The organism is Ralstonia sp. TCR112, from assembly GCF_007997035.1.
In the GTDB taxonomy this organism is placed as follows: domain Bacteria; phylum Pseudomonadota; class Gammaproteobacteria; order Burkholderiales; family Burkholderiaceae; genus Ralstonia; species Ralstonia edaphi.
On the sequence record NZ_VOSS01000052.1, the window covers coordinates 41,301 to 54,349 of the forward strand.

General features: G+C 66.3%; 11 protein-coding genes and 1 pseudogene. 8 read left to right on the top strand and 4 right to left on the bottom strand.

What is annotated here, in order from left to right:
• Window positions 1-4 precede the first annotated feature (4 nt).
• Both FUT88_RS14815 and FUT88_RS14820 read right to left on the bottom strand, forming a co-directional pair.
• Complete coding sequence (locus FUT88_RS14815) at window positions 5-2,212, bottom strand: xanthine dehydrogenase family protein molybdopterin-binding subunit (RefSeq protein ID WP_147216228.1); 2,208 nt, start codon at window positions 2,210-2,212, stop codon at window positions 5-7.
• Window positions 2,209-2,676 (bottom strand): (2Fe-2S)-binding protein, encoded by a 468-nt coding sequence (locus FUT88_RS14820; RefSeq protein ID WP_147216230.1) that lies wholly within the window; start codon window positions 2,674-2,676, stop codon window positions 2,209-2,211. Before FUT88_RS14820 ends, FUT88_RS14815 begins: the two co-directional genes overlap by 4 nt.
• Before the next feature lie 134 nt (window positions 2,677-2,810).
• Between FUT88_RS14820 and FUT88_RS14825 the strand changes: the two are divergent.
• From FUT88_RS14825 to FUT88_RS14860, 8 genes and pseudogenes are all read left to right on the top strand, one after another.
• A pseudogene (locus FUT88_RS14825) lies at window positions 2,811-3,705 on the top strand (LysR family transcriptional regulator).
• 240 nt (window positions 3,706-3,945) lie between these two features.
• The gene (locus FUT88_RS14830; RefSeq protein WP_045202142.1) at window positions 3,946-4,857 is read left to right on the top strand and encodes an amidohydrolase family protein; all 912 of its coding nucleotides are present in this window, start codon (window positions 3,946-3,948) and stop codon (window positions 4,855-4,857) included.
• A 29-nt stretch (window positions 4,858-4,886) separates the two neighbouring features.
• On the top strand, window positions 4,887-5,810 hold the full coding sequence (locus FUT88_RS14835; RefSeq protein WP_147216232.1) for an amidohydrolase family protein: 924 nt from the start codon (window positions 4,887-4,889) through the stop codon (window positions 5,808-5,810).
• 63 nt (window positions 5,811-5,873) lie between these two features.
• Complete coding sequence (locus FUT88_RS14840; RefSeq protein WP_147216234.1) at window positions 5,874-7,265, top strand: UbiD family decarboxylase; 1,392 nt, start codon at window positions 5,874-5,876, stop codon at window positions 7,263-7,265.
• On the top strand, window positions 7,262-7,864 hold the full coding sequence (locus FUT88_RS14845) for a UbiX family flavin prenyltransferase (RefSeq protein WP_222614269.1): 603 nt from the start codon (window positions 7,262-7,264) through the stop codon (window positions 7,862-7,864). The genes FUT88_RS14840 and FUT88_RS14845 overlap by 4 nt, the downstream gene beginning before the upstream one ends.
• A 35-nt stretch (window positions 7,865-7,899) precedes the next feature.
• Entirely contained in the window at window positions 7,900-9,003 is a 1,104-nt protein-coding gene (locus FUT88_RS14850; protein ID WP_147216236.1) for a CobW family GTP-binding protein, read from the top strand.
• Between the two features lie 78 nt (window positions 9,004-9,081).
• Entirely contained in the window at window positions 9,082-10,425 is a 1,344-nt protein-coding gene (locus tag FUT88_RS14855; RefSeq protein ID WP_147216238.1) for a nucleobase:cation symporter-2 family protein, read from the top strand.
• A gap of 19 nt (window positions 10,426-10,444) precedes the next feature.
• Window positions 10,445-11,833 carry an amidohydrolase family protein gene (locus FUT88_RS14860; protein WP_222614270.1) on the top strand — a complete coding sequence of 463 codons (1,389 nt, stop codon included), beginning with the start codon at window positions 10,445-10,447 and terminating at the stop codon, window positions 11,831-11,833.
• A 4-nt stretch (window positions 11,834-11,837) separates the two neighbouring features.
• Here the strand turns inward: FUT88_RS14860 and FUT88_RS14865 are convergent, their stop codons facing one another.
• Window positions 11,838-12,350 (bottom strand): GNAT family N-acetyltransferase, encoded by a 513-nt coding sequence (locus FUT88_RS14865; protein WP_147216242.1) that lies wholly within the window; start codon window positions 12,348-12,350, stop codon window positions 11,838-11,840.
• Window positions 12,347-12,961: a flavin reductase family protein gene (locus FUT88_RS14870; RefSeq protein ID WP_147216244.1), complete on the bottom strand. Its 615-nt coding sequence runs from the start codon at window positions 12,959-12,961 to the stop codon at window positions 12,347-12,349. The genes FUT88_RS14865 and FUT88_RS14870 overlap by 4 nt, the downstream gene beginning before the upstream one ends.
• Between the last annotated feature and the right edge of the window lie 88 nt (window positions 12,962-13,049).

Here is a 13,049-nt window from a genome sequence, read left to right on the forward strand (position 1 = left end):
TGCGCTACGCCTTCAGGTCGAAGTTGAACGGTGTCTCGCGCTGGCGCTTGCCGGTCAACCGGAAGATGGCATTGGCAATGGCGGGCGCCACGGGCGGGTTGGCCAGCTCGCCCACACCACCCGGCTTGTCGCGGTTGCCATCGATGATGACGATGTCGATGGCGGGCATGTCCGACATGCGCATCACGGGGTAGTCGTGGAAGTTGCTCTGCTGCACCGCGCCGCCCTGGATGTCGATGCGATCGAACAGCGCATGGCCGAGGCCCCACATCAGGCCGCCGTACAGCTGCTCCTCCACGCCGGTGCGCGAGACCGCCAGGCCAACGTCGGCCACGCAGGTGAGCTTTTGGACGACGACGCGGCCGTCCTTGCGCGCCACCTGCGCCACCACGGCGATGTAGCTGTCATACGCCTGATGCGTGGCCACGCCCAGTGCGTGGCCGTGCGCCATGTTTCCCCACCCCGCACGCTGTGCGGCGGCGCGCAGCACGTCGACATGCCGGGGCCGGTCGGCCATGTGAGCGACGCGGAAATCAACCGGATCGCGCCTGGCCGCCACAGCGAGTTCATCGATGAAGCTCTCGGTGGCGAAGACGTTGGGGATGAAGCTGACGGCGCGGTACCAGCCCGTCGGGATGCCCGTTTCGTGCCGCACCCAGCCGATGTCCATGTGGTTGGCGCGGTATGGAAAATCCCACTTCGAGAGGGCCTCGGTGGTGCTGTAGTCCATGCGATCGGGGCGATCGAAGTAGCCGGGCTCCCACTGTTCCGGCGATGCGGGCGACACCGCGCGGATGCGCAGCGCATCGAGCCGGCCTTGCGCATCAAGCGCGCCTTCGAGGCGGTGATACGTGGCGGGGTGGCCGTACAGCGCGCGCATCTCGTCTTCGCGGCTGTTCATCAGCTTGACGGGCACGCCCGTCTTTTTGGCAAGGTAGGTGACTTCGAACAGCCAGTATTTGCTCTCGCGCGCGCCAAAGCTGCCGCCCGACACCATCTCGTGCAGCACCACCTTGTCGCGCAGCACGCCGCAGATCACCTCGGCAGCTTCCATCGCGGTGGATGGCACCTGGATGCCGCCCCAGTATTGAATGGCGCCGTCGTTGAACCACGCGGTGATGTTGACGGGTTCCAGCGGATTCTGCTGCTTGTACGGCATGCGATACGCCGCGTCGATGCACTTGGCGCCATGGGCCATCGCCACGTCCGTGTTGCCGGTCTGCACGGTGTGCACCACGCGCGCCTTGCCGCTGGCAAGCCATGCGGCCTGGTGCTGCGCGACATGGCCGCTGTCGAAATCGGCGAAGGCGCTGTCGTCCCACTCGACCTTGAGGGCCGCGCGGCCCTTGTCGGCGGCCCAGTAGTCGTCGGCCAGCACGGCCACGCCTTCCTGGTTACCGCCCAGCACATCGACGCGCATCGGGATGGTCATGACCTGGCGCACGCCGCGCACCTTCAACGCCTCGGCGCTGTCGACGCGGCGCACACGTGCACCGGGCATGGGCGCACGCTGCACGACTGCCACCAGCATGCCGGGCAACGACACATCGATGCCGTACTGGAACCGGCCCGTCGTCTTGGCCAGCGCATCACGCTTATGCCTGAGCTTGCCGATGTACTTGAAGTCCGCTGGATTCTTCAACGCCACATTGGCAGGCGCAGGCAGACGGCCCGCCGCATCGGCCAGTTCGCCGTAGGTGGCCTTGCGGCCGTCGGCATTGCAGATGACGGTGCCGTCTGCGGTGCTGCATGCGGCCACGGGCACGCCCCAGCGTTGCGCCGCCGCGCTGATGAGCATCGCGCGCGCCGTGGCGCCGGCTTGCCGCAGGCGCGCATATTCGAGCGACACGCTGGTGCTGCCGCCGGTGGAATACACCTTCCAGACCGGATGGATGTAGTCCTGGAAGAACGGATCTTCCGGCGTGACGACGGCAATGCGCATCGGGTCCACATCCAGCTCTTCGGCCACGCAGGCGGCCAGCGCGGTTTGCGTGCCGGTGCCGGAATCGTGCTTGTGGACGACGATCTTGACGGTGTTGTCGGCCAACACGCGGACCCACGCATTGGGTTCGAATTCCCCCGCGGCGCCATCCTTGCCGGCGGCCAGTGCATCGGGCAAGCGAAAGCCGACCGCCAGCCCCGCCGTCAGCAGCGCGCTCTGCTGTAGGAAGCGGCGGCGCGACGGTGCATGCAAGTCACGCGGCGCGTTCATGCCTTGCCTCGCTCGTCGGCGGCGGCGCGCTTGATGGCCTGGCGGATGCGCCCGTAGGTGCCGCAGCGGCAGATGTTGCCGGCCATGGCATTCGTGATGGCCTCGTCGTTGACGGGCGTGCCTGCCGCCAACAAGGCAGCGGCCGACATGATCTGCCCCGATTGGCAGTAGCCGCATTGCGGCACGTCTTCGGCCACCCAGGCGCGTTGCAGCGGGTGCGTGCCGTCCTTCGACAGGCCTTCGATGGTGGTCACGCTGTGCCCGGCCGCGGCCGACGCCGGCGTGATGCACGCGCGGATCGGTGCGCCATCCAGATGGACGGTGCAGGCCCCGCAAAAGCCGCCGCCGCAGCCAAACTTGGTGCCGGTCAGTTTCAGCCGATCGCGCAGTACCCAGAGCAGCGGCATGTCGGCATCGGCGTCATCCAGCGCGTGGGGCGCGCCATTGACCATAATCTCGGTCATCATTGTCTCCTCCAGAATCGGGCCGTCTTGTGCGGCCGCGCGTGACTGCAATATGAAGCCGCGTACGGGCGCCCCGCCAGCGACGATTTCTGCCAGCCCGTGTAAGTCGAACTAACAGCTCACCCACCGCCGCCATGTACAAGCGTTATCCGTCGATCCAGTCGATGCATGCCTTCCTGCAGGCGGCGCGCACCGGCAGCTTTACCAAGGCCGCCCAGCAACTGGACCTGACGCACAGCGCGATCAGCCAGCAGATCCGTTCGCTGGAGGAGTTCATCGGCCAGCCGCTGTTTGTGCGCGAGGCGGGCGGCATCGTGCTGACCGATGCGGGCCAGCTCTTTGCCAGCATGCTGACCGACGGCTTCGGGCAGGTGGACCGGGCGCTGTCTTCGGTGCGCAACCGGCACGTGCCGCAAACGCTCATCGTCGATGTCGACAGCGAACTGGCGCAGGGCTGGCTCAATGCGAGGCTGCCGCAATTGCTCGCGGCCCTGCCCGGCTACCAGGTGATGTTCCTGTCCACCACGCGCGGCGAGCGGCCCTCGTTCGAACGCGTGGACGTTTCGCTGCGCTACGGCTATGGCGAATGGGATGACTGCGAGATGGCGCTCGTCTGTGGCGACCACGTCACCGCTGTGGCGGCGCCCGCGCTGCTGACGCGGCATGGCGTGCAGGCGCCGCTGGCGCCGTCGGCTGCGATGACGCTGCCGCTGCTGGGCTACACGCGGCGCTCGTGGATTCCGTGGCTGGACGCCGCCGCGCTGGAACCGCTCGAGCCCGCCGTGGTGGCCGCGTTCGACAACGCCGCCAACATGGTCGCGGCCGCCGCAAGCTGGCGTCGGCGTGGCGCTGGTGCGTGGGCTGCTGGCGGCCGATGCACTGCAACACGGGCGCCTCGTGCGGCTGACCGACGTGGCCATCCCGGCGCACTACAACCTGTATGCCGTCTGGCAGCGCGGCCATGGCGAGCGCGCACAGGCGGTGGTGAACGCAGTGCAGCAACTGGCGCGCGACACGCTCGGCGCCTGAGCGCCCGCCGCCTGCCGACCGACTTGCCGATATCGGCAACGTATCAAGACCGCCGCCAAATAGTATTGGCCGGCCCCCGGCCCTGACTCCGATACTGCGCCCCAAGCAGCACGCATCCGGCATCACGCGATCCGGCGAGGGGAAGGCACACGCCTAGCAAAGAGCGCCGCGCTGCAGGACGTGCCTGCCCTCACCGGGAAGCCATCACGCGCTTCCTCCCAGTCATCAGGAGATCCAACGATGATCATCGACATCAGCTGCTACCCCACCGACCTGGTGGACCTCGCGTGGTGGCACGACGGCGACCCCTTTACCGGCGAGCGCCTGCTCGAAATGATGGACGGCCCGTACATGATCAACGGCAAGCCGCGCCGTATCGACAAGGCCTTCATCCAGCCGCCGCAGGGCAACACCATCTACACGTGGACGGACGGCGAGCTTTCGGGCCGCGAGTCCATCGACGCCTACATGGCGTACACGCTCAAGATGGTGCAGACCTACCCCGACCGCTTCATCGGGTGCTTCGTCTACAACCCGCGCTGCGGCGTGCAGAACGGCGTGGAGGCCATCGAGCGCTACGTCAAGGAGCACGGCTTCAAGATGGTCCAGATGCAGGCCAACATGCACGCCTACCGTCCGGACCGCGCGCTGGACTGGGTGATGCCCGCATTCGAGAAATGTGCCGAGCTGGGCGTGCCCGTCAAGCTGCATACGGGCGACGGCCCCTACAGCATTCCGTCGGAATGGATTCCGATGATCAAGCGCTTCCCGAATGTCGATTTCATCATGGCGCACTTCGGCGTGCAGACCGGCGGCGTCTACGTGTTCGAGCCGATGCAGTGGGCGATGGAGCTGCCCAATGTGTATTGCGAATCGGGCTGGTGCCTGCAGTCGCGCATCGTCGAATTTGCCAAGGTGCTGCCCAAGCACAAGATCCTGTTCGGCACCGACACGCCGCCCAACGAGCCCGGCATGTGGCTGCGTCTGCTGGAAGTCTTGTGCATGGACCCGCCGCAGGGCCTGAACCTCGATGAAGACACGCTCGAGGATTACCTGGGCAACAACATCGCCCGCATGATCGGCCTGGAGCCGACCCGTCCGCCCAAGACCGTGGCCGAAGCCGAAGCGCAGCTCGCGCTGGCTGCCGCCTGAGCCACCGCAGACCGCACGGAGCGCAACACATGATTATCGATACCCATCTGCACCCGACCAACCTCGTCGACGAGGCCTGGCGCCACACCGGCACGCCGTTCAATGGCGAACGCATGATCCAGCTGATGGACGGCCCGTACATGATCAACGGCAAGCCGCGCCGCATCGACATGGGCTTCATCCAGCCGCCGCCGGGCAACACCGGCTACCGGGACGGCAACCGCCGCGGCCGCGAGGGCATTCGCGACTACATGGCGTACATCGCCGAACTCACGCAGAAGTACCCGGACCGCTTCATCGGCAACTTCACCTACAACCCGCGCTGGGGCCCGGAGAACGGCGCGGCGGAGCTGGAATTCCACATCAAGGAATACGGCTTCAAGATGGTCAAGCTGCACGCCAACATGCACGGCTACCGGCCCGATCGCGCGCTCGACTGGCTGCGCCCCGCGATGAAGGTCTGCGCCAAGTACAACATCGTGGTGCTGATCCACACCGGCGACGGCCCGTACACCATCCCGACGATGTTCTATCCGATCATCCGCGAGTTCCCGATGGTGAACTTCATCATCGGACACTTCGGCATCCAGACCGGCGGCAACTACTCGTTCGAAGCGTTCTGGATGGCGATGGATACGCCCAACGTGTACTGCGAATCCGGCTGGTGCTTCCAGTCGCGCATCGTCGAATTTGCGAAGCAGTTGCCGCGCGACAAGATCGTCTTCGGGACCGATTCGCCGCCCAACGAGCCCGGCATGTGGCTGCGCGAGCTGGAGGTGCTGTGCTCGGCGCCGCCGCAGGGGCTGGGCATCGATGAGGAGCACCTCGAAGACTATCTGGGCAACAACATTGCGCGACTGGTCGGCATCGAACCCACCAAGCCGCCCAAGGACCTGGCCGAGGCGGAGCTTCGCCTGAAGTCGACCTACGTCCAGACAGCAGAAGCGGCCTGAGCGCCGATCCCGCGGGCGCCGTGCCTCTGTGGTGTTCGGCGCCCGCCTCTAGCGAGGTGTGCCATGAGCATGACCCGGCTTGGCGAAGGCCAGGATTTCCACGTCTTCGCCAATCTCTATCGCGAGCTGTATCCCGAAGATGTGCTGACGGTGCGCCACGGCATCTCCGCCGACCAGGACGTCACCGCCGTCATCGATCAGCTCGCTGCGCGGAACCAGACCCCCATGCTGGTCTGCGAGCAGGTCAGCGGCCTGCAGGTGCCGCTGGTCACCAACGTCTTTGCCTCGCGGTCACGGCTGGCACGGTTGTTCGACGTGTTGCCGCATCAATTGCACGATGCCTTCCAGGCGCGCGCCAATGCGCCCATCGCACCGCGTGTCGTCTCGCACGGCCCCATCACCGACGAGGTGATCGAAGGCGACGCGGTCGACGTTGCGCTGCTGCCGATGATCAAGCACTTCGAGAGCGACCGCGCACCCTACATCACCAACGCCATCATCGTGGCCGAGGACCCGGTGACGGGCGTGGCCAACATGAGCTATCACCGCTCGATGCGCCACGCACGCAACGCACTGGCGACGAGCCTGCACTCGCGCGGCCACCTGTGGCGCATGCTGCAGACCGCGCGCGAACGCGGCGACGTGCTACGCGTGGCGATGGTGGTAGGCGCGCATCCGCTGTTCATGCTGGCCGCCGCCGCCCGCCTGCCCTTTGGCACTGACGAACGCGCCGTGGCGGGTGGCCTGCTCGGCGCGCCGCTCGATATCGTCCGCACGCCGCGCTACGGCATCGGCGTGCCGGCGGCAGCGGAGTTCGTACTCGAAGGCACCATCGACCCCGCCGCCTATGCAGAAGAAGGCCCGTTCGGTGAATTCACCGGCTATTCGTCCGACCGCTCCACCAACAATGTGCTGCGCATCGATGCCCTGATGCGGCGGCGCGATGCGTGGCTGGTCGACGTGGTGGGCGGCCCGTACGCCGAGCACCTGACGCTGGCCCGCCTGCCGCGCGAAGCCGAGATGAGCGAAAAGCTCAAGGCGCGCTTCCCATCGGTGACGGCGCTGCACTATCCGAACTCGGGCACGCACTTCCATTGCTACGTGGCGCTCAACCCGACGCGCGACGGCGAGGCGCGGCAGGTCATGCTGGCGCTGCTCGGCTGGGATCCGTACCTCAAGACTGTGATTGCCGTGGATTCCGATATCGACCTGCAGCAGGACGAGCAGGTGCTGTGGGCCATGGCCACGCACTTCCAGCCGCACCAGGATGTGTTCATGGTCGATGGCCTGCCCGGCAGCCCGCTCGATCCGTCATCGTCCGTGCACGGCACGACTTCGCGCATGGGCATCGACGCCACGCGCGGTGCCGGCTTCGAAGGCATCCGCGCACGCATCGATCCGCAGGCGATTGCCCGCGCGGGCGACATCCTGCGCCAGGCCGGAGTGCGTCCATGAGCGCGCGCCACCCTCGCGCTCCCGCCCGGCCGCGCATGGTGGTCGGCATCAGCGGTGCATCGGGCTTCGTCTACGGCGTGCGGCTGCTCGAACTGCTGCGCGCGCTCGATGTGGAAACGCACCTCGTCGTCACACGTTCTGCGCTGCTGACGATGGCGCACGAAACGCCGTTCAAGCTCGCCGACGTGATGGATCGCGCTACGCATTACCACCGCGCGGACGACATGGCCGCCGGCATTGCCAGCGGCTCGTTTCGCGCGCTGGGCATGATCGTGGCGCCGTGCTCGATGAAGTCTCTGGCGGAAATTGCCACGGGCGTTTCGTCGACGCTGCTGACACGCGCGGCAGACGTCACGCTCAAGGAGCGCCGTCCGCTCGTACTGATGGCGCGCGAGACGCCATTCACGCTCGCACACCTGCGCAACATGCAGGCCGTCACGGAGATGGGCGCCATCGTCGCGCCGCCCGTACCGGCCTTCTATGCGCGCCCGAATACGTTGGACGACATGATCGACCACACCCTCGGCCGCGTGCTCGACCTGTTCGGGCTCGATGCCGGCACCGCCCTGCGCTGGGGCGAAGAAGCCTTACCTGCCTGAGTCCGTACCCCACCCACGCTCGACAAGGAGACAACATGAAACCCCAAGCCACGGCCCACGCCACGCTTCCCGGCCCGAACACCAAGATTCCGGTCACCATCCTCACCGGCTTTCTCGGCGCCGGCAAAACCACGCTGCTGAACTTCATCCTGCGCGAAAACCACGGCCGCAAGATCGCCGTGATCGAAAACGAGTTTGGTGAAGTCGGCATCGACGGCGGCCTCGTCATGGCCTCGGAAAACGAAGAGATCTACGAGATGGTCAACGGCTGCGTGTGCTGCACGGCCGAGGTGCGCGAAGACCTCGTGCGCATCGTGCGCCAGCTCGTCGCACGGCCCGAACGGCTGGACCACATCCTGGTGGAAACCAGCGGCCTGGCCGATCCGTATCCGGTGGCGCAGTCGTTCTTCATCGACGACCCGATTGCCGAACATGTCGAGCTTGACGCCATCCTCACCATGGTCGACGCCAAGCACATCGCCGCGCATCTGGACGACCTGCACCTGGACGGTGTCGACAACCAGGCCGTCGACCAGATCGTCTGCGCGGACCGCATCGTCATCAACAAGGTGGACCTTGTGGGCCGCGACGATATCGACGCGCTGCGCGGGCGCATCCGCGGCTTGAACGCCACGGCCGACATCGTCACCTCCAGCTATGCCGAGGTCGATCTGAACAAGATCATCGGTGTCGGCGCGTTCGAGGCGACGCAGAAGCTGCTGGAGATCGGCGCAGACGCCGGCCACGGCGAGCATGACCACGAACATGAACATGTTCACGCCGACGCTCACGAGCATGACCATGAGCACGAACATGAGCATGAGCACGACCACCAGCACGATCCGAGCGTCTCATCAGTGGGTTTTGACGTGCCGGCCGACGTGGATCTCGTGCGTTTCCATACGTGGATCGACGCCCTGCGCACCGAGCAGGCGGAAACGCTGTTCCGCATGAAGGGCATCCTGGCCGTGAAGGGCCAGGCGCAGCGCTACGTGCTGCAGGGCGTGCACAGCCTCATCGACTTTCGCGCAACGCAGCCGTGGGGCAGCGAAGCGCGCAGCAGCAAGATCGTCTTCATCGGCCGCGACCTCGATCGTGCGGCCCTGCAGGACGGCTTCAACGCGTGTCTGGCGGCGTGAGCATGCCATGACATGACATCCCCTGACCCGAGGGCGGCTCCTGGCACGCCCCGGGCATGACAACGATAGGAGACAACCATGACAACAGCCGTACACCCGGTCGACCAGGTTCTGTCGACGCGACAGATGTTGACGTTGGGCTTGCAGCATATGGCGGTGTCGTACATCGGCGCCATCGCGGTACCGATGATCATCGCGTCGGCGCTCAAGATGTCGCAGGCGGACACCATTGTGCTCATCAGCACCACGTTGTTCTGCTCGGGCATCGCCACGCTGTTACAGACCATCGGGTTCTGGAAGTTCGGGGTGCGGTTGCCGATCCTGCAGGGGGTGGCGTTCAGCAGCGTGGGGCCGGTGATCGCCATCGGCACCAACCCTGCCGTAGGTTTCGCGGGCGTGTGCGGTGCGGTCATTGCGGCCGGACTGTTTACGCTGCTCGCCGCACCGCTGGTGGGGCGGCTGCGGCGATTTTTTCCACCGGTGGTCACGGGCTGCATCGTGACCGTCATCGGCCTGCAGCTCTTTCCCGTCGCCTATGACTGGGTGGGCGGCGGACGCAACGCTGCCAACTTCGGTGCACCATCGTTTCTGCTGGTGGCCGCGGTGGTGGTCGCCACCATCCTCCTCATCAACCGCTTCGGCAGCCCGCTGCTGCGCAACCTCGCGGTGCTGGTGGGCATGATCGTCGGCACGTTGCTGGGCTGCGCCATGGGTATGGGCGACTTTCACGGCGTGGCAGACGCGCCGTGGGTCACGCTCCCGGTGCCGTTCCACTTTGGCGTGCCCGTGTTCGCCGTGGTCCCCGCGCTGACCATGATCGTGGTGATGATCGTGCAGATGGTGGAGTCGATGGGCTTGTTCCTGGCCATCGGCGACATCGTCGAAAAGCCGATCGAAGAAGAGGAAGCCATCAACGGCCTGCGCGCCAACGGGCTGGCCAGCGCCATCGCCGGCATGTTCGCCGCATTCCCCTTCATCGCCTTCATGGAAAACGTCGGGCTGGTGGTACTCACCGGCGTGCGCAGCCGCTGGGTGGTGGCTGTGAGCGGCGTGCTGATGTGCCTCGTGGCGCTGGCGCCCAAGGCGGGCGCCGTGATTGCGGCCACGCCGACAGCCGCATTGGGCGGCGCGGGCATCGCCATGTTTGGCGTGGTGGCCGCGGCAGGCATCCAGACGCTGGCGCGCGTCGACTACGAGCACAACCGCTACAACGTGCTCATCGTCGGTTTCACGATTGCCGCCGCGCTGGTACCGGTGCTGGCGCCGACGTTGTTCAAGCAGTTGCCCGACTGGTCGCAACCGTTCCTGCACAGCGGCGTGGTCATCGCCTGCCTGGTGTCGGTGGCGCTGAACCTGCTGCTCAACGGTACCGAAGAAGCGCACGTGCCCGCGTCGGTCGTGCGCACGGCGGGCCGTGCCTGATTTTCCAATGGACCTCTCCATGCACAACACGCCTCAAGACATCCTCATCCGCCGCCCCTTGGCCGTCATGACCGGCCTGCGTGGTGACGCAGCACGCGCCGGTGCGGTCGACATCCGCATCGCCGGCGGCCGCATCGCCGAGATGGGCCCCGACCTCATGCCCCGCCCCGGCGAGCGCGTCATCGACGCCAGCGACTGCATCGTCTACCCGGGCTGGATCAACACGCACCACCATCTGTTCCAGAACCTGCTCAAGGCCGTGCCGGAAGGCATGAACCAGGACCTGCAAGGGTGGCTCGCCAGCGTGCCGTATCCGCGCCTGCCGCTTTTCACACCGGAACTGATGCGCACGGCTGCGCGGCTGGGTATGGCGGAACTGCTGCTGTCGGGCGCCACCACCTGCGCCGACCACCACTACCTCTATCACGCAGGCGGCGGCACCGAATCGGGCGACATGCTGTTCGATGTCGCCGACGAATTCGGCATGCGCTTCGTGCTCTGCCGCGGCGGCGCCATCGAGTCGGCCAGCAGCCACCCGGGCTTCTCCAAGACGGCGCTGCAGCCTGAAACGCTCGACCAGATGCTGGCCGACATCGAGCGGCTCAAACACCGCTATCACGACGACGCACCCGACGCGATGCGCCGCGTGGTGGTGGCGCCGACCACACCGACGTTCTCGTTGCCGCCGGCATTGCTGGTCGAGCTGGCACGTGCCGCGCGCGCGATGCACCTGCGCATGCATACGCATCTGTCGGAGACCGACAACTACGTGCGCTTCTGCCGTGAGAAATACAACTGCCTGCCCGTTGAGTTCGTGGCCGAGCACGAGTGGCTGGGCCCGGACGTCTGGTTTGCGCACCTCGTGCACCTGCAGCCGTCGGAGATCCGCATGCTGGCGCAGACGGGCAGCGGCATCGCGCACTGCCCGGTCAGCAACAGCCGGCTGGGCAGCGGCATCGCACCGGTGCCGCAACTGGCGGCGGCCGGCGTGCCGGTGTCATTGGGCGTGGACGGCGTGGCGTCCAACGAATCGGGCAGCATGACCGGCGAGGTCAACACCGCGTGGCTCATCCACCGTGCCACGCAAGGTGCCGGCGCCACCACCGCCGAAGACGTCATTCACTGGGCGACCGCAGGCGGTGCGCGCGTGCTCGGCTTGAGTGAGGTCGGCACGCTGCAGGTCGGGCAAGCCGCCGATCTGGTGCTCTACGACATCAACCACCCGCGCTTCTACGGCTTCCACGACCCCGCGCTCGCGCCCGTGGTCGCCGGGGAGCCCATCGCCGTGCGCACCAGCATCATCGGCGGGCGCGTTGTGGTGGACGAAGGTGTGGTGTGCGGCCTGGATGTGGCGAGCATCCGCGCCGAGGCCAGCCGGGGCGTGGCCGACCTGATGGCGTGTGCTTGACGGTTCAGACGTCCAGCCGCAGCGCCATGTGTTCTTCGTCGTAGAAACGGTCACCGACACGCATGGCGCGGCGCTCGACGCCGAAGGTTTCGAAACCCGCGTTGCGATACAGCGTTTGCGCACGCGGGTTCTCGGCATTGACACACAGGTGGATCTGCAACACGCGCGCCGCACGTGCATGCGCAATGGCGGCGTCGAGCAGACGGCCTGCAATACCGCCACGCCGATGTGCCGGGTCAACAAACACGCCCCAGAGCACGGCCTTGTGGGCAACCTGCGCCAGCGGCTCGCGACGCAGCCCGGCAATGCCGATCAGCTCCGGCCCGGCAAATGCACCGAACACGATCTGATACTCGGTCGCCCGGATGCGGTTGCGGGTTTCCTCCAGCGTGCGGCCCGACTCTTCATCGTGCGTCGGCCAGATGGCGGTCGGCGAATCCTCAATGGCCTTCAGGCGGAGCACCTTGAACGCTGCCGCATCCTCATCGATCAACGGGCGGATGGCGATGTCGCTCATGGCTGTTTGGGCTCCACGGTAAATGCATCGCCGGTTTCGAAGAACGCGCCGCCCGCCAGGTAATGCACGGTCTTGCTGCCCGCATCGGTAAAGTGCCAGCGGCCGTTGCTGAACAGCGCTGGGTCCGCCCAGGCGGCGGTCACTTCAGCAATGAAGAGGTCGTAGCGCTTCTCGTTGTGCGGTTCCGGAATGACGCGGCATTCCAGCCACCCTGCGCAGCCTTCGACGAGCGGCACGTCGATCGTGCGGGCTGGCACCGTGGCCAGGCCGAGCGCATCGAACTTGTCGCCGTCGCGGCCAGACAGCGTGCCCACCGTGAGCGTGGTCTCGGCAATTGCACGGGTGGGAATGTTGAGCGCAAACACGCCCGAGGCTTCGATCAGCTCGCGCGTCAGTGTGCGGCTGTCGACCACGACCAGCACTTTGGGCGGGTCAAAGTCGAGCGGCATCGCCCAGGCTGCTGCCATGACGTTGCGCACGCCGTTATGGGCGCTGGTGACCAGCGTGGTTGGGCCGTGGTTCAGCAGGCGGTAGGACTTTGCGAGTTCGACTGGGGCGAGTGTGATGGGGTTGGGCATGATGGCGCGGGACTCAGGGGGAGGCGTCATCATAGGGTAATGGTGTTGGAGGGGGTGGGCGGGGGTTTCTGCCTTGTTCTTTTGTTGTTGGTGCATCCCCCTTTCGTACCCTGCCGGGCAC